Genomic DNA, 22532 nt, shown 5'->3' with positions numbered 1-22532 from the left:
AACCCCTGCCCCAGCTTTACCTTTAATATGTCTGTATTAACATCAATTCACCCTAATCACAGCGCTACATTCCTTAGCGTTTAACAGCATCGAGATACCTTTATGTGGATAAAACTATAAACTAAAGCCCGTTATGTAAAGTTGTTAAAGTTAAGTAAATTTTATTTTTGTTGGTTTTTTTATTGGTATTATAAATATCCAAGCAACAATAATGACGACTTGATTTACCCTATTTTCGTTGTTGATAGCATCCAATAGACATAAAAAGGTTTCTATGAAAAAGATAATATTTGGTTTTTTTATGTTCAGTTCATTGCTAGCTGCTACTGCTCATGCAGCAGATCAATTAACGGCCACTATTATTGGTTCTGGTTCGCCTATCTATAATGAAAACCGTGCGAGCGCGAGTACGTTAATCTCTGCCGGAAACACTCATATATTGGTTGATATGGGTAATGGCACTCAAGCTAATTTGTCTAAACTCGGCGTTGATATTCGTCATTTATCTAGCCTACTTATTACCCATCATCATCTTGATCATAATGAAGAATTTGTACCCATGTTAATTCGTCTGTTACTAGGGCGAAATAACTTCACCATTGTTGGTCCACCCAATACGAAGAAACTCACGGAAACAAATTTGGATTTGTATGAAGCTGATATTACATATCGACTAGGCAAAACTAAGAGAAACCTTGCCGATCGTATCAAGGCTTTTGATGTTACAGATATACAAGGCGGAGAATCCTTTAAGGTCGGTGATATACAGGTCACCACGCTTCAAGTTCCACACACCATTCATACTGTTGCTTACCGCTTCGATTACAATGGCCAATCGATTGTCATTACTGGAGATCTGACTTATTCAGAAGCACTGCCCACCTTCGCGAGCAATGCAGATTATATGATTATCGATTCTGGCGGAATGGTAATGATAGGTGGACGGAATAAAAACAAAAAATCTAATGATCAAAGCATAAATAAAGGTTCGAACAACAAAAATAAAAAGAGCGGTAATAAAAAAAATCGTGCTCACCTTAATTTAAACGACTCCAGTACACTTGCCCAAAAAGCTAATGTCAAAAATCTGGTCTACACCCATTTTACTGCGGGGGAAGTTGATGCTGAAGCGAGCTTAAAAGAAATTCATAAAAATTATAGTGGTAATGTCATTTTCAGTGAAGATCTTATGGCCGTTAATACTGCAGTGAAGGAAAGCATAGTCAAAACATCACAAAAGATAGCAAGTTACCCAATCGTCGATACCGGACAAAGAAAATCCTACAGCAACAATGCAGTAATACCATTACCAGACAATGCCAATGATTTTTATGGTCAAGATGCCAGTTATAGCACTAACCCTCCTTCTTACACCGACAATAACAATGGCACTATCACCGATAATGTCACTGGTTTAATCTGGCAAAAACAGATGGGGGATAAACTGAGTTATGATGAAGCACTTTTAAAAATAAACACTCTAAAATTAGCAGGTTATGGTGACTGGCGAATTCCCACCATTAAAGAGCTCTATTCTCTCATTCAATTTACAGGCAGCGTTAAAGGAGAAAAAGCGCTCACCCCTTTCATCGACACCAGTTTCTTCAATCAACCTCTTGGTAATACTAAAGCTGGAGAACGAGAGATTGATGCCCAAACATGGTCGAGTACCGAGTATGTCGGCAAAACAATGAAAAGTGATGATACGGTTTTTGGGGTGAATTTTGTTGATGGCCGTATTAAAGGTTACCCAAAGTTTAATCCACGCACTAAAACGCCGAATAAAATGTACTTTAGGTTTGTGAGGGGAAATAAAGCCTATGGTAAAAACAACTTCATTGACAATAAGGATGGTACCACCACTGATTTGGCGACTGGTTTAACTTGGCAACAGACAGACAGTAACAAAGGTTTGAATTGGCAACAAGCACTGCAATATTCTGAGGATCTAACTTTAGCTGGCCATAGCGATTGGCGTTTACCAGATGCAAAAGAGTTACAAAGCATCGTGGATTATACCCGCTCACCTGAAACCTCTAATTCAGCGGCAATCGACCCGATTTTTTACACATCTTCGATAAAGAATGAATCTGGCGAAAAAGATTATCCTTATTACTGGAGTTCAACAACTCATCTTGATGGGCCAGTGCCAGAATCTGCAGCGGTTTATGTGGCCTTTGGTAAAGCCTTAGGTGAAATGCGTGGCATAACAATGGATGTTCATGGCGCGGGTTCTCAGCGCAGCGACCCTAAAACAGGTGCACCGATGTCTCGTGGGCCACAAGGCGATTTTATTCGAGTTGAGAATTATGTACGCAGTGTACGAGATGGCAATGTCGTTTTAGCGGCCCAAACATATGAGCAGCCTCTGACTGAATATATTAACGAATATGCAAGGGCAAGTAACCTGACGGGTTCAACGACTCAAAAACAAAACAACAAAATCAAAAGCAGTACTCAAAGTAATAAATTTATTAATCGATTTGATAAAGATGGCGATGCAAAAGTATCGGCTTCAGAGTTTAAAGCTGGCACAAAGCGCTTTAATCATTTTGATAAAAATAAAGATGGTTACATCACGGCAGATGAGGCACCTACTGGACCGCCTAAAAACACCAAGTAAAAGCATTACTGAATCGACTTATTATTGTGTTTTACAGAAAGGCTGTTGTTATCGACTTAACATAATATAGAGAAGTGATTAACCCGACAGGTTGTTTGAATTTGACCAGTACAGTTGATGATGATTTAGAATATTTAGACAAGCTATTCAAATTTAAAGGGAAGATAAAAAAGCCAGTAATACAAAGTAAACTTCGTATCGATAACGTTGGCCATCCACCTTCGACATACTGTTTATAGGCATCTTTAAAGCCATCAGGAGTTGTGACGTTTCCGTCAGTCCAAGTACAACCTTGTTGGTCGCCAATTTGGTTTAATGGTGCCACGACTTGTTCAGTTAATTTAGCCGCCTCAGCAATGATGGCATCAATCATATCTATACTTGCATCTTCATAACCAAGACCTTGGTAATGGCTTTCACAGCCAAGTAACTCTTGCATCACAAATTTAAAATCGCGTATGGGCGCTTTGTAGTCAGGCATTGTCATTCTCCAAATAATTATTTTATTTAAGGTGGTAACTGACTATTTGGATGATAATTCACACAAATAACATTTCCGAATATTCGATGCTAAGTTAACTAAAGCTATTATCCAAATGCATAATACTTATGACGATCTATTAGTAAAAATAATATGGTATTGATTTATGCTATTTAGTTAATCGGGTCAGTGGGTATTTGTTCCTCGATGTAATTTCCATACCATATACATATACATATACATATACATATACATAGACTGAGCCCTGCCTGTATTCCTTACATGAATAGTTATCTATTAAAACAATTGATTGGATAAATACAGAAACTCCACATAGCATGATTTGGCGTTTAAACGTTCATAAAAGTGGTAGTTAGTTATATTCAGAAGCTTAGGTTAGCTTCTAATTTATTCCCTTGCAGTTATTGAATAACGCAATTAAAAACTAGATGTTTACTGGTTATTAATAGAGCACTCAAGTGTCACAAATAACTTAAGTAAATCAGTTTGTTGACAAGGTTACTTAATAACTATTGGTCATTCTTGGGGATAAATATGAATGTAAAAACAGTACAAATCTTTAAGCACTCTTTAACCGCGTTAGCCGTTTGTGGGGTACTTAATTCATCGGCTATTGCTGAAGAAGTAAACACCAACTCAGAAGAAAAAGATGATATCGAAGTCATCTATGTCACAGCCTCTAAACGCCTAAAAAGCCTGCAAGAGTCACCAGTGGCGGTAACCGTAGTCGACGGCGCTGCAATTAAACAGTCAAATACGCTTGATATTAACGATCTACAAACATTGGTGCCCACTTTACGGGTTACGCCATTACAGCGCTCTACTAATACTAACTTCTCAATTCGTGGATTTGGTAATGGCACCAATAATACCGGGATTGAGCCATCGGTTGGTGTGTTCATTGATGGTGTCTACCGCTCCCGCGCAGCGGCGCAAATAGGTGACTTACCGCGAGTTCAACAAATAGAAGTGCTCAGTGGCCCCCAAAGTACCTTATTTGGTAAAAATGCATCTGCTGGTGTGATCAGCGTAACTACCATGGAACCTTCATATGATTTAGAAGGCATGGTTGAATTAGGCTATGGCAATTACAATCAACAAATAGTTAAAGGCTATATAACTAATGGGCTCTCTGATACGTTTGCCGTGAGTTTATCGGGCGGTTATAACGCTCGCGATGGTTATGCTGAAAGTATTGTTGGTCTTTCAGATGTTAATGACCGCGACCGTTGGAACATTCGAGGGCAAGCTTTATATGAACCCACTGAAGATGTTAAATTTCGCTTAATAGCCGACTATAGCGAAATTCAAGAGGCCTGCTGCGCTGTTGAAGATTCAATTAATGGTGCTACTACTGCTGCCGTTCGCGCATTAGGTGGCATTGTTATCGACGAAAATGATTCATTTTCTTATCAATCTGCACTTAATTCAAATCCTGACAATAATGTCGAAGATGGCGGTGCCTCACTACAAATTGACGTTGATTTTGATGGTTTTGCATTAACGTCAATCAGTGCTTATCGCAGTAATGATTCAGGATTTAAGAATGATGTTGATTACACGTCTTTAGATATTCTCACTGAAGGTGGTCACACAGAAATAGAAACCGTCACTCAAGAGTTGCGCTTAACTTCAACAGGCGAGCGAGACTTTGAATGGATGGTCGGTGCCTATCTGTTCCATGAAGAAGTGATTACTGGCGATACTTTATATTACGGTAATGATATTCGAAACTACTTTCATGTATTAACCGCTGCAGGCGGTGCCCCAGGGTTATTAGCAGGTGTTGAAGGAGTATATGGTCTTGAACCAGGAACATTTTTTTCAAACACCTCAGCCGTTAACTCAGAGTTTGAACAAAAAAATGATGCCTATTCTCTGTTCGCAAGCTTTGATTACCATATCACTGAACAGCTAACGGCTATTTTTGGTGTCAGTTATATTAATGACCAAAAAGACATCACCATAGAACAAACTAATACTGATGTATTTTCTGCAATTGATTTAGATAATGATCTTACCTTGTTTGGTGTGCCCATTGGTTCGATCCCCCAACTAGCTCCTGCAGTTCCAGTATTGAAAGGTTTACAATTTTTACCGCCAATGATGGAATTACCTAACGTGGTAGAAAACCATAAAACAGATGACAGCAAAACCACCTGGTCATTTCGCCTAGCCTACGAAATCAACAATAACGTCAATATATTTGCCACAGCTGCAACAGGCTTTAAAGCAACGTCATGGAATTTGTCCCGTTATAGTAGCCCTTTTGCATCAGATCAAGAGGCATTAGAAACTGCCGGTATTTCACAACCTAACCAAGCTTATGGCGGACGTTATGCCTCTCCTGAAGAAGCTACCGTTTACGAGCTTGGTATTAAAACACGTTTTGAAAATGGCGCTTTTAATGCCACATTTTTTGATCAAACTATTGAAGGATTTCAATCATCTATCTTTATCGGTACTGGATTTGTGCTAGCTAATGCAGGTAAGCAAAGTACTCAAGGGATTGAATTTGACTCCAAATATAATTTAAACAGTGATTGGTCAATCACCTTTGCTGGGACTTACCTTGACCCTGTTTATGATTCCTTTGTTGGCGCATCAGGTCTAGACGGGCCTGTGGATTTATCCGGTGAAAAACCAGCTGGTATCTCTGATTTAAGCCTGACAGCAGGACTTGCTTATAATTATGAAATCGGTGAGGACATATATGGCTACGCTAGAGTTGATTACTTATATGAAAGTGACACTAAATTAGCTGAAAACGTGCCTGATTCATTAACTCGCGAAGTTAATACCGTTAATGCCAGCACCGGATTAGCCTTTGGCAATGGTATCAATCTACAGCTTTGGGTACGTAATTTAACCAACGACGAATACTTATTGTCAGCATTCCCGCCTCCGATTCAAGCAGGTAGTTTTAATGGCTACCCAAATCAACCTCGTACTTTCGGTGCTAACATTTCCTATGAGTTTTAGTTAAGAGAAAGCCAATAGTGATAATGACTTACATTGTCGCTGTTGGCTTTAACCTTTAACGCAATTAATAACACTCTACATTTTTATACTAAGTAAAGAGTCAGCAAATGCCTATTGAAACGATTTTAAAACAACGCTATTCAGCACGTGCGTTTTTGAATAAGCCTGTACCACAAGAAACCTTAAAACACATTTTTGAAACGGTGCAATTATCCCCTTCCAATTGTAATGTTCAACCTTGGCAAGCCTGTGTGGTGTCGGGAAAAACAAAACACAAATTACAACATCAATTCATGGAATTATTAATGAGCGGCGCCAAGCCAAACCCAGACTTTAACTGGACGGCACAATACAGTGGCGTACACCGCGAGCGTCAGTTTGGATCAGCAAATGCGCTTTACACCGAATTAGGCATAGCCAGAGAAGATAAGAAAGCGCGTCAAATGGCAATGCTGCGTAACTGGCAATTCTTTGATGCTCCCCATGCGGTATTTTTTACCATGGATAAATATTTAGACATTATGGGTGCAGTAGATTTAGGTATTTACGCGCAAACACTTTCATTAGTTCTTGCTCAGCATGGCATATCAAATTGTATGCAAGGTGCCTTAGGTCAATTTCCTGATCCTGTGCGAGAAGCATTAAACCTACCTGAGGAACGCGGCATCTTATTTGGCATGTCTTTTGGCTTTGCTGATGACACTAATCCTGTAAATAAAACCAGAACAGACAGAGAGTTAATCGATAATGCAGTCAGTTTTTTCGAATAAATGCCTTTTTATATATGACATTAAAAGAGAATCAACATGCAGTTGGAGCATAAGTTTGCGTTAATAGATCAGACCAACATTCACTATGTTGAATCGAATCTTGTATCAGGCACAGAAGCAAAGCCAACGATCATTTTCCTTCATGGTTTTCCTGAATATTGGGGCGTTTGGCGTAAGCAATTAAGTTATTTCGCTGAAAATTATCGGGTTATAGCGCCTGATTTACCTGGGTACAACTTAAGTGATAAACCTACTGAAGTTGATTTTTACTCTGTCCCCAATTTAATCGCTTTCTTTTCAAAGTTTATTAAACACATTAGCCCAAATAGCGCAGTGATTTTAGTTGCCCATGATTGGGGCGGCGCCATCGCTTGGCCCCTTGCAGCCTTTCATCCACAACTAATATGTAAACTGATTATTTTGAATGCCGCGCATCCAAGTACCTTCACCCGAGAAATGGTTAACAACCCACTACAACGCCAAAAGAGTACCTATATTCATGACTTAATTAGTCAAAATGCAGAGCATTTATTACAGCAAAATAACTATCAATACCTAGCTGAGAACATCATGGTAAGTGCTTATAAAAGTACATTTAGTAATAAAACCAAAGCTGAGTACCGTCAGGTTTGGAGTCAACAAGGCGGCATTAATGGCATGCTGCAATATTACCGTGCAATGCCGCAATTAGCGGCAAAAGAAAACACTAATCATTCAGCGCTAAAACAACAAAATAACTGCTCGTCAAAAAGTGAAGACTCGGGTCAATTGAGTCCAATTAAAGACATCGCGACAATAAAAATACCCAATATACGTATTAACCTTCCAACGCTTATTTTATGGGGTGAACGAGACCAAGCCTTTGTTAATGAGAATCTTACCGATATTAACCAATACGTTCCGGATTGCACCATAGTGCGTTTCAAAAATTGCAGTCACTGGTTACAACACGAAAGACCTGCAGAGATAAACCACGTCATGAATCATTTTATTAATACATAATCACAAAAATAAAGGCTTGTTATGACCCAATCACAAACGTTAACCCACAGTGCATTTGTTTTTGAAGTTTCAAAATCAAATTTAATCCAAACCCGAGTAGTACCACTTAATATTGAACAGCCTTTAGCTGAAAATGAATTACTGCTGAAAGTAGATAAATTTGCTCTTACAGCAAACAACATTAGTTACGGCGTCACCGGAGATGCTTTAGGTTATTGGCGATTTTTCCCAACGGCAAATAGCACTGAGCAAGCCCAATGGGGGCGACTCCCAGTAATGGGCTATGCAGATGTTATTGCTTCAAATTGCCAACATATTAAAGTGGGAGAAAGGCTTTGGGGATTTATGCCAATGGCGACTCATTTAACCGTTATTGCTGGCAATATCGCTACAACGGGATTTTCTGATATAAATCCATGCCGAGAAGGTCTTTCACCTGTTTACAGTCGCTTTGATCGGGTTAATACTAATCCTTATTATCAGATAAATAACGAAGAATTTGATATTTTACTTCGAGGTTTATTTACCACTTCATGGTTAGTTGATGACTTTATGTTTGATAATAATTACTTTGACGCAGCTCAATACCTCATCACCAGTGCATCAAGTAAAACCAGCATTGCCCTGGCCTTCTCAATTAAAGACAGAGGCGAACGCCCTGCTATTGGTATCACCTCTGAATCTAATCGTAAATTTGTTGAGTCATTAGCTTGTTATGATCAAGTTGTCAGCTACCAACAAATAGCGTCACTCGACAGCGGTGTCACATCAATTTTAGTTGATATGGCTGGCGGTCAATCAACACTTTCAGCAATACATTACCACTTTGCAGACTCACTGCGTTATTCGTGTCGAATAGGGGCAACTCATCACCAAGATATTGATATCTCGGATGGTTTTAACGTTGCTAGCTTGCCGGGCGCAAAACCAGAGTTCTTTTTTGCACCAAACCAGCTTAAAAAACGTGCTGCAGAATATGGTGCCACCGAAATGATGAACCAGATGAATTTAGCATTACTGCGTTACATTGAGTTTTGCCGTGTGAACATAACCATCAACACAACTTATAACGTTACTGAATTAGATGCCATTTACCAACAAGTATTAGCAGGTAAAGCCGATGCATCTGTGGGCCAAATTGTTTCTTGGTAATTAATAATATCAATTCATTTAAATTGGCCAGCAGCAAGGTCTGTTAAACCTGAGGTTCGTATGGAAAGTATTGAATTAGTCAAATTTGTAAACACAAAAGTGATTCCAATTTGTATATTTTTAATCATGATGGGAATGGGGCTTTCTCTTATTCCTAAAGATTTTAAGCGAGTGGTAAAGTACCCTAAAGCTGTATCTATCGGTTTGGTTAATCAACTCATACTTTTGCCGCTTATAGGGTTTGTATTGGCAAGTGTCATGCCTTTAGAACCAGAATATGCCGTAGGCGTCATGCTGTTAGTACTATGTCCAGGTGGTACGACTTCGAATATGTTTACCCATTTAGCCAAAGGAGATGTCGCGCTGTCAGTTTCGATGACAGCAATAGCCAGCATCATAACGGTATTTACCATTCCAGTGATACTTAACTTATCGCTTGAGCACTTTATGGGTAAAGGTACTGAGTTCTCATTACCGATTATTACCACCATGATAAGTTTAATGAAGCTGACAATATTGCCTATTGGCATCGGGATGTTAATAAAGCGATTTGCCCCCAAATTAGCTGACAGTACACAAGTTCATGTGTCTAAATTTGGTATTTTATTTTTAACCTTATTAATTATCTTTTTGACATACATTCAAAAAGACATTGTGGTTTCAGCCCTTATCGCTGCAGGGCCAGTTTCAATATTGCTCAATATTTCAACCATGGCACTGGGCTACTATTCAAGTAAGTGGCTTGGTTTAAACCTTGCTCAGCGCACTTCAATTACCATCGAAGTAGGTTTACAAAATAGTACTTTATCCATGTTCATGGCGCTGACCTTATTGGCCAATTATAAAATGTCATTTACACCTGCTATTTATACGTTAACCATGCTATTTACTGCAGGTGTACTCGTCAGAATATTTAATTCAAAGTTTAATCGCGCCGATAAACCGAAAGTGCAGTTAGATATCGCGAAATGAAGCCCTTTAAAAAATTAACAACACGGAAGATACTCATATGATTACAGTTCACCATTTAGTTAAATCAAGATCTAAACGCGTTTTATGGTTACTTGAAGAGATGAAGTTACCCTATGAGTTAGTCATACATCAGCGTGATCCAAACACTAACCTCGCACCGAAGGCGTTATATGCCATACACCCTCTGGGTAAATCCCCCATCATGGTTGATGATGACATAACCATATGTGAGTCTGGTGCCATTATGGAATATATCTTAAACCAAGATTATTCAACGCATTTAAGACCAGACACAAATAGCAGCCAATATTATCAATACCTTGAATGGTTACATTTTGCCGAAGGCTCACTGGCTTTACCCGTTATCACGACTTTATTATTGCAAATGGAACCCCGTGCCAGTAGTTACCCACTAGATAGTTATATTGCCAAAGAATTAGCAATCGACTTTGCTTATATTGACCAATATTTAGCAAGCCACAGTTACTTTGCTGGCAATGACTTTAGCGCCGCCGATATCATGATGACCATAATGTTAGAGATAGCCATGAGTTTAAAATTACTCAAGGGACAAGACAATATCAAAGCTTACCTCTGCAAAGTTCAACAAAGAGCGGCCTATCAATTAGTGTTAAAACACGGATAGGACTTTTTATTAGAGTAAATACTGTATAAAGTAATTAACAGCAACAATATTACAACCAACGATTGACAATAAAAACAGACAACTAAAACTAAAAAGGTAGCAAATGGAACTTATCAAGGTCGAAATCGACAACAATATACATGTAATTACGCTAAACAATGGCAAAGTTAATGCTATCTCGCCAGAGATAATTACAGAAATTAATGTCGCTTTAGATGCTGCTGAGCAGCAACAAGCCGTAGTTATTTTAACAGGCCAAGCCGGAATATTTTCAGGTGGCTTTGATCTTAAAACCATGAAGTCTAGTTCAGAGGCTGCAATAGCACTGGTAACCGCAGGCTCTAAGTTAGCCCGCAGAATGCTGGCGTTCCCGACCCCTATTATTGGGGCATGTACCGGTCATGCTATTGCCAAAGGGGCATTTTTATTACTCAGTTGTGACTACCGTATTGGCTGTGCGGGTGATTTTAAAATTGGTTTAAATGAAGTCGCTATAGGCATGACAATGCACAATGCCGGTATTGAGCTTGCGCGAAATCGTATCCCACGTAATTATCTTACTCGTTCAGTTATAGTCGCTGAACTGTTTGCCCCACAAACAGCGGTTTCAGCAGGTTTTCTTGATCAAGTTGTTGAACCTGAGCACCTGATGGCCACTGCCTATGCAGTGGCTAAGCATATGCAATCTCTTGATATGAAATCACATCACGGCACCAAACTAAAAGAACGTCACGCAATCCTTGCCGCGTTAGATAGCGCGATAGAAATCGATGCCCAAAGCACGTTAATTTTATAAGGTTAATACGATGAATAACAATGAAAAGTTTAACAGTTTGACTGTAGAAGTTAACGCTAAAATTGCTCATATCAAGCTTAATCGTCCAGATGAATTTAATTCAATGAATATTGATTTTTGGGATGAATTCCCAAAAGTGATTCAACAGATAAATGATCAAGCTGCTGCTCGTGTCATTGTTATTTCATCAACAGGTAAACATTTCTGTGCAGGAATGGATCTAGCCGTTTTTACCCAAAGTAATAATGATAAGAATATTGAATTAGGCCGTAAACATGAGCAATTACGCCGCTTAGTATTAAGGCTACAAGAGTGCTTCAACGTATTAGAAAGTGCCAGAATGCCAGTATTAATGGCCGTTCAAGGTGGTTGTATTGGTGGCGCGGTTGATATGGTCAGCGCTGCTGATTGTCGTTATTGTACCAGTGATGCTTTTTTCAGTATTGAAGAAACTAAATTAGGCATGACCGCTGACTTAGGCACATTACAGCGTTTACCTAAATTAATCTCAATGGGTTTAGTTAAAGAATTAGCCTATACCGGTCGCAGAATGCCAGCCAATGAAGCCAAAGATGCAGGTCTGGTTAATCAGGTATTTGAAGATCAACAAAGCATGTTAACAGGCGTAATGGCAATAGCAGCTGAAATTGCTGCTCGCTCACCATTGGCGGTAGCAGGCTGTAAAGAGATGATAAATTATGGCCGCGATCATTCTGTAGCAGACAGCTTAAATTATATGGCAGCTTGGCAAAGTGGTATGTTCCAACCGCAAAATGACATGATGGAAACTTTTACTGCCAAAGCGCAAAAACGAGCACCAGAGTTTCAAGAGCTAACACCAATTGATAATTCAAAAATATTCTAACTCGCTGTAGGGCTATTGCTCGATTGAATTAACCAAACAGTGTTTAAATCGACAATAGCCTTTTTATAAAAGCTTTTATAACAAGATTTTATAAAAAGATTTTAAACCAAAAGTAATCAAACATGGTATGAAGTAACTATGACCAAGCCACTGATTAACCTCGTTCACGCCAATGGATTTCCTGCAGGAAGTTATAAAACATTTCTCGGTGAATTTAATGAAAAGTTCAGTACCATTGCTCATGATCAATATGGGCATAATCATAAATACCCTATACACACTAATTGGCAGCACTTGGTTACTGAGTTGCTTGATTATTTAAAACAGCAAGATGAAAAAGTGATATGTATTGGTCATTCATTTGGTGGCATTCTGTCATTTCTTGCAGCATGCCAACATCCAGAGTTGTTTCGTGGTGTAATCATGTTAGATCCGCCAGTTGTTACAGGCCCTTTCAGTCATGTGCTTAAAGTTGTTAAAAAGACTCGTCTTATTGATAAATGGTCTCCTGCAGGCCGGGCACAAAACCGTCAACGTCATTGGCCGCTAAACACTAACTTAGTTGGTTACTTCGCACAGAAAAATTTATTTAAAAACTTTGATCCAAGGTGTTTAAAAGATTACGTTGACCATGGTGTAACCCAGCGCAATAAACGCTTAGAATTAAGCTTTACCCCCGAAGTTGAAGCCGATATTTTCAGACATTTACCTTGTAACTTAGCCAGATATAAAAACCAACTTAAGGTCCCAGCTGCACTTATTTATGGCGAAAAAACTGACGTATTCCCGGTTAAGTATTTCACTCGCTTTGCAAACTTAAACAACATTGAAGTTTCCATGATGCCCAATGGTGGTCATATGTTCCCCCTAGAGCAACCACAAAATACTGCCAATATGATTAAGGCCATAGTCAAAGACTGGTAACAACGCTAATGGTATTAATAATGTTATTACTTAATAGCAGCTAAATTAGTCAGCTATATTTATAAAGTAAAACTAACAATAGTCTTAGCTTCTGGCGGCCTATTTTTATTTACTACAAGGTGCGAAACTTTTTGCATATTTATCTTTAAAGTTAACTCCATAGTAATTTACTTAGTGACTGCAATGGTCATTCAGCCGTTTGAACGCCCTATTCGCTGTTAAGGTTTACAAGCATTGCCATACCTAGCCAAGAGAACCACACTATTTGGCTTAAGCCAAATATTTCAGTGAGGATTTCAGCAGGATAAATTGTAAGAACACCGACAGTTCCAATTAATAGTCCGAAATAGTGTAACCATTTCGGTAATTCAATCGCTTTTAACCCTGCAACACTCAATAATAGAACCCATAAGCCGCCGACAATTTCGTTGCCGCCTCCAAAAGCCTCAACGATTGTATTTATAACCATTAAAAGGGTCATTGCTTGCTGTGGATTTTGGGCTGACAAATCGATAACAGCTGCTAATCCAACATTTGCAATCATGCCACTTGCGATGACAAGGCCAACCCAAATAATACCGAAGACTGTAGCCGTTTGTGACAAAAGAGGCGCTTTGGTTTTCATCCGTTGATGGATCGCTATAACTAATATGGCTAAAAAAAGCCCAAAAGCGACATACATAACAAAATTAACGATTGATAAAATTGATTGATGATGAATTAGATAACTGAGTTTTTGTGTATCACCTGCACTGACTGGGTAATCCCAACACGCACCAAAAAATATAAAAGCTGATATGTAAATAACAGCTTCAAAAAGTGCAGCAACGCCAGCTATTTTTTGTATGTTATTCACACCTAATCCTTATTCATAAAACCTTGTTGTTACAGCGGTTAGCTTCCGCTAGTGTTGTTGATTAACTGTACGGTCTGATATTCAAACGCTAGGCTAGTTTGTCTACCTTTAACGGTTAATGTATCACCTTTTTTTAACCTAAACCAAAGCGATTTAGGTACCCCGCATATACGGTCATTGCCGAATAATTGGTAACTTTTAATGTAAACAGCGCCAGTACAATATTGACTGCTATAGGCTGTACTCACATATTTAACAATGAACTCATGGTTAACATGCTCATATTTACCTAGCGTAGTCAGTAAAACATGACCATATCTTGCTGTGGCGAGTGGACCACAAAGGTAAATTGCAATAAACAGTAGACTATAAATACCTGTTTTTTTTAAACCTTGATGGTGAATTTTATTTTGTTTGTTGGGGCGGATATCTAGCCGATATAGGCTTAATATGATAACCGCTAAGGCTAAATACCAAAGATGGTTAGCGGCTAAGGTATGTTCATTAATGATAATGTCATTTAGAAAAACACTGACAACAATGGCGATTAAAAACAGCTCAATGGCTTTTTGGGTGATATTAATCTCTTTTATAATCATAATTTTAAATACGGTTTTTGTGATACCTAACAAAAGCCACTTATTTCTTCCTTGAATTATTTTAGCTCAATATGAAGCTGTAGTTTGTCGATTTTATATCGCGAGTTAACTCAGTTCCTTAATCGCCCTACCAATACCATCTACCGTTAGCGGGTACATTTTGTTATCCATTAACTGCTGAATTATCGATATCGACTGATGATAAGACCAATGCTGCTGGGGTTGTGGATTTAACCAGGTCACTTTATTGAAGTGGCCCAATAGCCGATTCATATAATCACTGCCAGGTTTCTCATTCCAGTGTTCAACACTGCCACCGCGGGCGACAATTTCATAAGGCCCCATTGTCGCATCGCCGACAAATATGACTTTATAATCTGAACCGTATGTTCTGATGACTTCTTCAAGGTCAATGGTTTGTTGATAGCGCCTGCTATTGTCTTGCCATACTTTGTCGTATAAACAATTATGAAAATAGAAAAATTTTAATTGTTTGAATTCAGTATGGGCGGCTGAAAAAAGCTCTTCACAGGTTTGAATGTAATCATCCATTGAGCCGCCGACATCAAAAAACATCAGTACTTTTACCGCATTGTGGCGCTCTGGCTCCATGTGTACATCTAATAAGCCACCATTTTGAGCAGTGGAGCGAATAGTGGTGTTAATATCTAACTTTTCACTGGCTCCAGTACGGGCAAATTTACGTAATTTTTTTAATGCTAACTTGATATTACGGGTACCTAGCTCTCGGTCTTGGTCGAAGTTTTTAAACTCACGTTTATCCCAGACTTTAACGGCGCTATTGTTACGGTTACCCTCTTGCCCTACTCTTATTCCTTCAGGATTATAGCCATAAGCACCAAAAGGTGAAGTGCCACCGGTACCGATCCATTTATTGCCACCAGCATGGCGTTTTTTCTGTTCTTCGAGTCGCTCTTTTAATGCCTTCATTAGCTGTTCAAGGCCACCTAAGGCTTTCAGCTGTTGTTTTTCTTCATCACTTAAATGCTTTTCAAATTCTTTACGTAACCAATCTTCAGGCAAGATTTGATCAAACACATCTATGCTTTCGATGCCTTTAAAGTATTCCGCAAAAGCGTTGTCATATTTGTCGTAATAAATTTCGTCTTTAACCATCACGATTTTGGCCAAATTATAAAAATCTTCAACGTCTGCAAACACTACGCCTTTTTTTAATAAGGCAATAAGATCTAATAACTCACGCAAACTGCAAGGTACGTTATGTTTTTTCAACGTAAGAAAAAAATCAATAAACATGATTTTGTTACCTTTATTTAGCGATTAGCGGTTTCTACGACTCATAAAAGCCAGTTTTTCAAGTAGTGACACATCTTGTTCATTTTTAAGCAGCGCACCAAATAACGGAATTACGTCAGAATTTTTATCTAATAGACTCGCTTGAGAAATATCATCTGATATTAATAGCTTGATCCAATCAATCAGTTCAGAGGTTGATGGTTTTTTCTTAATGCCATTGACCTCTCGTAAGTCAAAAAACACCTCTAAACTTTGCTTGAGTAGTTGTTGCTTCACATCAGGATGATGCACATCGATGATTTTTTCCATTTCAACTTTGGTCGGGAATTTAATGTAATGGAAAAAGCAGCGTCTTAAAAAGGCATCAGGCAGTTCTTTTTCGTTGTTTGAGGTAATGATGATAATGGGTCTTTGTTTAGCTTTAATCACTTGCTGAGTTTCATAAACATGAAACTCCATCTTGTCTAACTCTTGCAGTAAATCGTTGGGGAATTCGATGTCAGCTTTGTCTATTTCATCAATAAGTAAGATCGGTCTTTGCTCTTCTTCAAAAGCCTGCCATAACTTACCTTTAACGATATAGTTTGAAATATCATGCACACGTGCATCACCTAATTGACTATCTCTTAGGCGTGACACCGCATCGTATTCGTACAAGCCTTGCTGCGCTTTAGTGGTCGACTTAATATGCCACTGATACAACTTACAATTTAAAGATTTAGCTAACTCTGCCGCTAATTGAGTTTTACCGGTACCCGGCTCGCCTTTAATCAATAACGGTTTTTCTAATGCGATAGCGGCATTCACAGCCATAGTGAGATCGCTCGAAGCAATATAGTTGTCAGTACTTTTAAACATGCTTTTACCTATTGGTGATAGTTTTAGTTCTAGTGCTATTTTTAGTTAGCGTTTTATTTACCGTGTCTTATTCGGGCCCGGGAAAAAGATATTAGTTGTTTGTTGATAGGCCTTATATTCAGGGCGTTTTTGCACTGAATAGAACTCAGAAGGTACTGCGCCAGTATAAACAACTAAGGTGGTGTACATTATTTTGGAGGTAATCAGTAAACCGACTCCTAATAACCCCCATATCACCACCGATTCTTGTTGGTATAAGGCTAGCCATGATGGAATAGCGGCAATGACTAATCCATTCCACACCATCCATTCAGCAAAATAATTTGGATGACGACTAAATCGCCATAAGCCCACATTACAAACCTGATTCTTAATCCCTATCGATTTCATCGCTTTCAAAAAAGCTAACTTTTGTATATCGGCAATAGTTTCCATCGCAAATGCAGCCAGCCACACAATAATGCCGATAATTTCAAATATTGAAATTTGTGAGTCTGTATTGGCTGCAATAATAAATGCAGGTAAAGCCAAATAAGATGCATTGGCCAAACCTTGTATTATCGCCTCTATTTGCTGCGCTAACGCTACGTTGGTTTTACCGGCTTTTTGCCAGCGACGTTTTTGGTATTCATATCGTGGCAGTTCTGTTTGCAGATGACCAGAAGTCCACAGTTTTAACGCACCGAATCCCATGCGACTACCGGCAAAGATATAAGCCATACTGACGAATGCAACACGGGTTGAGTCGCCATCACTGTAACACCAAGTCATAATACCAATAAGCGTGAGTCCCCACGGCCAACCGATATCAACGTAGGACATTCGGCCTGTACGCCATGTAGGAATACATACCACCAGGGTAAACAAGAGTAGTTGCAGCAAACCATTTACAAGGCCAATTGTCGCCAAAGTATCACTAAATATTAAGAGTATCCAACCAGCAATAAAAACAAATAACGGTGTAAAGTATTTCATCTGTCATGTTTCCCCTACAGTGAGGCAAGTTTAATTGCGACGGGTATGCCATTAAGAACCGCATTCCCCGTTAACGTATCGACCTTACTCGCATCGGTTAAGTCGTTCATACTGACACCCGGTTGTGTTGCTGCAATGGACATGCGCGTACCTTGTTGGTTATGACCCCAACCTTGTGGCATACACACCACGCCTTGGAGAATGTCATTGGTAATTGCGGCTTCTATGTGGATTTCACCCACCCGAGAACTCACCTTAAGCAATTGTCCTTGTTTAATACCGAGGGTTTGCGCATCTTGGCTATGGATTTCTAAGGTACAGGGATTTTTACCTTTAACTAAACGCGCCGAGTTTTGCGTCCAGGTATTGTGACTTTTCACTAAACGGCGGCCAATTAAATCAAATGGATATGTTTGATCTCTTGGCGCAGTGGCCATCAGCGCATTTAAGCGTGATAAATCATCGAGGTATATTCGCGGCGCTAAGTCTATTTTACCTGTAGCCGTTTTAATCCTTTGCTCAATACACGGCATCAATGGGCCCATATCAATCCCATGTGGATTATCAATCAGCTTTTGTAAACTCATACCTTCTTCGCCATAAGGCCCTTGGGTTAATTCCCTATCTAAGATCATCTCAGGGGTATAAGGATCCATGGGGGTATTGGTCATACGTGATGATATTTCTTTTAAAATTTGCCAGTCACTACGCTGATTAGCATTTTTTTCAAACAATGGCGCTGAGTATTTAACCGTGTTCCTTACTGAAAAAGAGTTAAAGAAGATATCAAAATGCGAATTTTCAACGCCAGTGGTGCCGGGTAGAATAATATCGGCGTATTTTGTGGTTTCATTAAGGTAGATATCCACCGACACCATGTAATCCAACTCAGTAAATGCATCCGCTAATTGCTTGCCATTGGGCGCAGACAGTACCGGATTGCCTGCAATAGTAATCAAGCTCTTTATTTGACTTTCACCTGGTGTTTGTATTTCTTCAGCCAAGGTGGAGACTGGGAATTCCCCGTTAAAAAATGGCAGCTTTCTAACCCGAGAGTGATATTGGCCAAATGATGATTTATGCCCTTTTACGTGGTTTCTTAGTAAATCATAAGCAGGCTGAGGAAACATAGCGCCACCAGCACGATCAAAATTACCTGTGATGATATTCAGTACATTGGTTAACCATTGGCATAAACCACCAAAGGTTTGTGTTGAGGCGCCCATACGGCTATAACAAACGGCTGAATCTGCGGCGGTCATATCAGCAGCTAGCTGGCGAATACTCTGTGCATCGATACCAACAAATTCAGCAACATCTTCAGGCGCATAGTCTTTTGCGACAGATTCAAGTGTCTCAACACCATCAGTCATGGCGGCTAAGTGACGTAAATTCACTTTGTTAGACGCAAATACACAATGGATCAGCGCAAATAGCAGTAAAGCGTCTTTTTCTGGGCGAATAAACAGATGCTGATCGGCAATTTTAGCGGTACGTGAACATTTAGGATCGACGACGACAACCTTACCACCTCTTTTTTGAATCGCCTTCATGCGCCCGATAACATTTGGCGCTGTCATCATGCTGCCGTTTGACACAACAGGGTTACCACCAATAATTAGCATAAAGTCGGTGCGATCAATGTCTGGTACTGGGATTAACATGCCGGCACCAAACATGAAGTTAGATGCTACATGATGGGGTAATTGATCAGCCGAAGCTGAGCTAAAACGGTTTATGGTGCCCAAAGACTTTGAAAAGGGTTTTAGCATCATGGCATTGCCAAGGCTGTGGGCATTAGGGTTGCCCAAATAAACTGCCAATGCGTTTTTGCCATGTTTATGTTGAATCGCTTTGAATTTCTCGGTTATTTCATCAAATGCCTCTTCCCATGAGATATCAACCCAACCTGATGTAGTACGTTTAATGGGGGTTTTTAAACGATCTTTGTCGTAATAAAAATCTTCTAACGCGGTGGCTTTAGGGCAATTGTAACCTTTACTAAAAGGATCGTTTTGATCGCCCTTTATCGATAAGATTTGTTTGTCTTGATATTTAATTTCCAAGCCACACATGGCTTCACAAATATTACAATTTCGGTAATGGGTTTTGACTTCATTCATGTTCATCCCTGACTTGGTTAATCTTACTTTTAAAATTTCCATAAAAAAGAGCAAAGCTTATTCGCTTTACTCTTAATAGCAGTGTGGTTAAAAAAGCTCTTCAAACCACTTTTTAACCGAACCAATAACCACCATGGTTTTTAATTTAAATAACGCCATACTGTCGCCAGATTCAAGTGCTTCTTCGCCGCAGCGAGGATCTGAGCGTTGCAGCGCACCCGTCATGCTGTGATCGATTGGAATGGGTTCACAACCATGATCTGATTCACAGATAAAGTCCCACTTATCGCGAGCAGGTAAATGACAAGTAAAACAATTGCCGCCAAAACGGTTATTGACATCAACAAAGCCGCGATTAACTATTTTTGAGCCGTCCTCACTGACTTCTAACTCAAAAAATTCCCAATCACCTGTGACAGGAGATGAACCCGCCTTGCCTTTTACCATCACTTCTGTTGGTACCAACTGTACTACTGAGCCTGGAGGATATTTTGCTCCCTCAGGGGCATTGGCTACTGCCAATGTTGCGTCAAGATCACCAAGTATGTTGTCCACATAAAAATGCCTTACTGGTGTCATATCGCGGATACAGCTAAAGCTGTTTTCATCAATATCAATAGCAGCTTTAGCTGCATCTAATTCAATACCCACCTCTGCTAAATCATTAGCTTGTAACGTTACTGAGCCTGCTAAAAATAGCATAATAGAAACTGACAGTTGGCTTATGGGCAGTTTTTTAAATTTCATATATTTGTTCCTGTATTTCTTGTTATTTTTCAGATGGGTCACACTAAGAAACTAAGCTTTGTCATTAATGAATATCTATAATGATTGCTAAATCATGGCAGCGGAAAACAGATCAGGTCATTATGCCCCTGATCTGCTATTAAAGTATTGAAATTTAGAACGTTAAATTCAAATGCAATCTTACTACTAGGTTATTGACTATGAACGAAGCTCTTTTCTAAGTACTTTACCGACATTACTTTTAGGTAATTCATCTAAGAAGGTCACTTCTTTAGGGCGCTTATAATTAGTCAGTAATTCAGTGCAGTGCTCATATACCGCGGCTTCGTCTAAATCAGGATCTTTTCTAACCACAAACACTTTGACCATTTCTCCAGTTGCATCACTTGGCGCTGCAACAGCAGCGGCTTCTAATATGCCTTCATGGCTAACGAGTACTTCTTCAATTTCGTTAGGGAAAACGTTAAAGCCGGAGACAATAATCATGTCCTTTTTACGGTCAACAATGGTAAAAAAGCCATTTTCATCCATGGTGGCAATATCGCCGGTTGCTAACCAGCCATCGATAAGGATTTCATCAGTAGCATCTTGGCGATTATGATAACCCTTCATCACTTGTGGGCCTTTAACCCACATTTCACCGGGATCACCATTGGCAACGTCTTCACCATCGGGGCCTACTAAGCGGATATCCGTTGACGAGGCTGGCACGCCAATGGAACCGTTATAACTTTGTTGGTTATATGGGCTCATGGTGACTAATGGGGCGCATTCTGTTAATCCATAACCTTCTAATAAGCGAGTCTTAGTTACTTTTTCCCACAGTTCTGCGACGGGCCGTTGGACTGACATACCGCCACCAAAGCCCATTTTAAGAGAACTAAAATCTAGTTTGTCAAAACCTGGGGTATGTAATAAGCCATTGAATAAGGTATTCACCCCCGTAATAGCAGTAAAAGGATATTTAGCTAACTCTTTAACAAAGCCGTCCATATCACGTGGATTGGTGATTAGAATATTTTTACCACCAAAAGGCATAAAGGCTAGGCAGTTCGATGTAAGTGCAAAGATATGATAAAGCGGCAAAGCCGTAATCATGATTTCTTTACCTATTTCATAAACATTCTTAGTTACAGCTTTAGATTGCTCTATATTTGCCACCATATTACGGTGGGTTAACATAGCCCCTTTTGATGGGCCTGTCGTGCCGCCGGTGTATTGTAAAAAAGCTAAATCAGCACCGACAATTTCAACTGGAGTAAAAGATAATTTACTGCCTAAAGCTAAGGCTTTATTAAATTTTATTGCTTGAGGTAAGTTATATTCTGGGACTTGTTTTTTTACATGTCTTAGCGCGGTATTAATTAAAGCACCTTTAATTGTTCCTAAGCGGTCACCTACAGCAGTGATAATCACTTGTTCTACAGCGGTCTTATCAATAACGGCTTGTAGTACATTGGCAAAGTTTTCGAGAATGAGAATAGCTTTGGCGCCAGAATCCTTGAGTTGATGCTCAAGTTCCCGAGGAGTATAAAGCGGGTTAACATTGACGACAGTAAGCCCAGCTATCAGCGCACCAAACAGGGCTATGGGATATTGCAATAAATTAGGGATCATAATGGCAAATTTATCACCTTTTACTAGCCCTAGCTCTTGTTGTAGATAGGCCGCAAAATCAGTAGCCTGTTGCTCAAGTTCTGCATAGCTAATAGCAACATCCATATTAACGAAGGCGGTGTTGTCTTTATATAACTTGGTATATTTAAAAAACAACTCAGCTAATGAACTGTATTTATCTGGATCAATCTCAAATTCAACCCCAGGTGGATAACTTTTTTCAAGCCAAATCTTTTCCATAATAC

18 protein-coding genes and 1 pseudogene are annotated in these 22532 nt (G+C 39.4%); 10 read left to right on the top strand and 9 right to left on the bottom strand.

Annotated elements, in window-relative coordinates; all coding sequences use genetic code 11:
* Window positions 1-274: 274 nt before the first annotated feature.
* Window positions 275-2623, top strand: a complete 2349-nt coding sequence (locus tag Q4546_RS15600) for a DUF1566 domain-containing protein (RefSeq protein ID WP_133126587.1) — start codon at window positions 275-277, stop codon at window positions 2621-2623.
* Between the two features lie 199 nt (window positions 2624-2822).
* Here the strand turns inward: Q4546_RS15600 and Q4546_RS15595 are convergent.
* Window positions 2823-3104: pseudogene (locus Q4546_RS15595) on the bottom strand (acyl-CoA dehydrogenase N-terminal domain-containing protein); the annotation flags it as partial.
* A 555-nt stretch (window positions 3105-3659) separates the two neighbouring features.
* Here Q4546_RS15595 and Q4546_RS15590 point away from each other — a divergent pair.
* The 9 genes from Q4546_RS15590 (at window position 3660) to Q4546_RS15550 (ending at window position 13234) form a co-directional block, all read left to right on the top strand.
* Window positions 3660-6107 carry a TonB-dependent receptor gene (locus Q4546_RS15590; protein WP_303446568.1) on the top strand — a complete coding sequence of 816 codons (2448 nt, stop codon included), beginning with the start codon at window positions 3660-3662 and terminating at the stop codon, window positions 6105-6107.
* A gap of 107 nt (window positions 6108-6214) precedes the next feature.
* Entirely contained in the window at window positions 6215-6877 is a 663-nt protein-coding gene (locus tag Q4546_RS15585) for a nitroreductase (RefSeq protein ID WP_102439297.1), read from the top strand.
* A 36-nt stretch (window positions 6878-6913) separates the two neighbouring features.
* Complete coding sequence (locus Q4546_RS15580) at window positions 6914-7879, top strand: alpha/beta fold hydrolase (protein ID WP_102520563.1); 966 nt, start codon at window positions 6914-6916, stop codon at window positions 7877-7879.
* A 21-nt stretch (window positions 7880-7900) separates the two neighbouring features.
* Complete coding sequence (locus Q4546_RS15575) at window positions 7901-9031, top strand: DUF2855 family protein (RefSeq protein ID WP_303446567.1); 1131 nt, start codon at window positions 7901-7903, stop codon at window positions 9029-9031.
* Window positions 9032-9091: 60 nt separating this feature from the next.
* Window positions 9092-10003 (top strand): bile acid:sodium symporter family protein, encoded by a 912-nt coding sequence (locus tag Q4546_RS15570; protein ID WP_102439300.1) that lies wholly within the window; start codon window positions 9092-9094, stop codon window positions 10001-10003.
* Between the two features lie 37 nt (window positions 10004-10040).
* Entirely contained in the window at window positions 10041-10649 is a 609-nt protein-coding gene (locus tag Q4546_RS15565) for a glutathione S-transferase family protein (RefSeq protein WP_303446566.1), read from the top strand.
* Between the two features lie 103 nt (window positions 10650-10752).
* Entirely contained in the window at window positions 10753-11445 is a 693-nt protein-coding gene (locus tag Q4546_RS15560) for a crotonase/enoyl-CoA hydratase family protein (RefSeq protein WP_102476800.1), read from the top strand.
* A 10-nt stretch (window positions 11446-11455) separates the two neighbouring features.
* Window positions 11456-12310, top strand: coding sequence for a crotonase/enoyl-CoA hydratase family protein (locus Q4546_RS15555; protein WP_102439303.1), 855 nt, complete (start codon window positions 11456-11458; stop codon window positions 12308-12310).
* Window positions 12311-12448: 138 nt separating this feature from the next.
* On the top strand, window positions 12449-13234 hold the full coding sequence (locus tag Q4546_RS15550; RefSeq protein WP_102520564.1) for an alpha/beta fold hydrolase: 786 nt from the start codon (window positions 12449-12451) through the stop codon (window positions 13232-13234).
* Window positions 13235-13442: 208 nt separating this feature from the next.
* On the opposite strand, the gene Q4546_RS15545 is transcribed toward Q4546_RS15550, so the two are convergent.
* The 8 genes from Q4546_RS15545 to Q4546_RS15510 form a co-directional block, all read right to left on the bottom strand.
* Complete coding sequence (locus tag Q4546_RS15545; RefSeq protein WP_102476798.1) at window positions 13443-14090, bottom strand: DUF4386 family protein; 648 nt, start codon at window positions 14088-14090, stop codon at window positions 13443-13445.
* 38 nt (window positions 14091-14128) lie between these two features.
* Window positions 14129-14689, bottom strand: coding sequence for a hypothetical protein (locus Q4546_RS15540; protein ID WP_102476797.1), 561 nt, complete (start codon window positions 14687-14689; stop codon window positions 14129-14131).
* Between the two features lie 105 nt (window positions 14690-14794).
* Window positions 14795-15967, bottom strand: coding sequence for a VWA domain-containing protein (locus Q4546_RS15535; protein ID WP_303446564.1), 1173 nt, complete (start codon window positions 15965-15967; stop codon window positions 14795-14797).
* A 24-nt stretch (window positions 15968-15991) separates the two neighbouring features.
* Window positions 15992-16825 carry a MoxR family ATPase gene (locus Q4546_RS15530; RefSeq protein WP_303446563.1) on the bottom strand — a complete coding sequence of 278 codons (834 nt, stop codon included), beginning with the start codon at window positions 16823-16825 and terminating at the stop codon, window positions 15992-15994.
* 57 nt (window positions 16826-16882) lie between these two features.
* Entirely contained in the window at window positions 16883-17800 is a 918-nt protein-coding gene (locus tag Q4546_RS15525) for a DUF1295 domain-containing protein (RefSeq protein ID WP_303446562.1), read from the bottom strand.
* A gap of 14 nt (window positions 17801-17814) precedes the next feature.
* On the bottom strand, window positions 17815-19923 hold the full coding sequence (locus Q4546_RS15520; protein ID WP_303446560.1) for a molybdopterin-dependent oxidoreductase: 2109 nt from the start codon (window positions 19921-19923) through the stop codon (window positions 17815-17817).
* 87 nt (window positions 19924-20010) lie between these two features.
* Window positions 20011-20670 carry a hypothetical protein gene (locus tag Q4546_RS15515; protein WP_303446558.1) on the bottom strand — a complete coding sequence of 220 codons (660 nt, stop codon included), beginning with the start codon at window positions 20668-20670 and terminating at the stop codon, window positions 20011-20013.
* A 198-nt stretch (window positions 20671-20868) separates the two neighbouring features.
* A complete protein-coding gene (locus Q4546_RS15510; RefSeq protein ID WP_102476793.1) occupies window positions 20869-22527 on the bottom strand; it encodes an AMP-binding protein in 1659 nt (552 codons plus the stop codon).
* Window positions 22528-22532 lie beyond the last annotated feature (5 nt).

It is taken from the genome of Shewanella sp. 4_MG-2023 (assembly GCF_030548015.1).
Classification (GTDB): Bacteria; Pseudomonadota; Gammaproteobacteria; order Enterobacterales; family Shewanellaceae; genus Shewanella.
Note: the sequence above shows the minus strand (reverse complement) of the source record. Positions and strands in the feature narration are given on the sequence as shown.

Bases quoted from the DNA above. Each gene is read 5' to 3' on its own strand.
- Q4546_RS15510 (WP_102476793.1), bottom strand. From the start codon at position 22,527: ATGGAAAAGATTTGGCTTGAAAAAAGTTATCCACCTGGGGTTGAATTT.
- Q4546_RS15580 (WP_102520563.1), top strand. From the start codon at position 6,914: ATGCAGTTGGAGCATAAGTTTGCGTTAATAGATCAGACCAACATTCAC.
- Q4546_RS15555 (WP_102439303.1), top strand. From the start codon at position 11,456: ATGAATAACAATGAAAAGTTTAACAGTTTGACTGTAGAAGTTAACGCT.
- Q4546_RS15565 (WP_303446566.1), top strand. From the start codon at position 10,041: ATGATTACAGTTCACCATTTAGTTAAATCAAGATCTAAACGCGTTTTA.
- Q4546_RS15585 (WP_102439297.1), top strand. From the start codon at position 6,215: ATGCCTATTGAAACGATTTTAAAACAACGCTATTCAGCACGTGCGTTT.
- Q4546_RS15600 (WP_133126587.1), top strand. From the start codon at position 275: ATGAAAAAGATAATATTTGGTTTTTTTATGTTCAGTTCATTGCTAGCT.
- Q4546_RS15530 (WP_303446563.1), bottom strand. From the start codon at position 16,825: ATGTTTAAAAGTACTGACAACTATATTGCTTCGAGCGATCTCACTATG.
- Q4546_RS15525 (WP_303446562.1), bottom strand. From the start codon at position 17,800: ATGAAATACTTTACACCGTTATTTGTTTTTATTGCTGGTTGGATACTC.
- Q4546_RS15570 (WP_102439300.1), top strand. From the start codon at position 9,092: ATGGAAAGTATTGAATTAGTCAAATTTGTAAACACAAAAGTGATTCCA.
- Q4546_RS15550 (WP_102520564.1), top strand. From the start codon at position 12,449: ATGACCAAGCCACTGATTAACCTCGTTCACGCCAATGGATTTCCTGCA.
- Q4546_RS15535 (WP_303446564.1), bottom strand. From the start codon at position 15,967: ATGTTTATTGATTTTTTTCTTACGTTGAAAAAACATAACGTACCTTGC.
- Q4546_RS15540 (WP_102476797.1), bottom strand. From the start codon at position 14,689: ATGATTATAAAAGAGATTAATATCACCCAAAAAGCCATTGAGCTGTTT.
- Q4546_RS15515 (WP_303446558.1), bottom strand. From the start codon at position 20,670: ATGAAATTTAAAAAACTGCCCATAAGCCAACTGTCAGTTTCTATTATG.
- Q4546_RS15560 (WP_102476800.1), top strand. From the start codon at position 10,753: ATGGAACTTATCAAGGTCGAAATCGACAACAATATACATGTAATTACG.
- Q4546_RS15590 (WP_303446568.1), top strand. From the start codon at position 3,660: ATGAATGTAAAAACAGTACAAATCTTTAAGCACTCTTTAACCGCGTTA.
- Q4546_RS15520 (WP_303446560.1), bottom strand. From the start codon at position 19,923: ATGAATGAAGTCAAAACCCATTACCGAAATTGTAATATTTGTGAAGCC.
- Q4546_RS15575 (WP_303446567.1), top strand. From the start codon at position 7,901: ATGACCCAATCACAAACGTTAACCCACAGTGCATTTGTTTTTGAAGTT.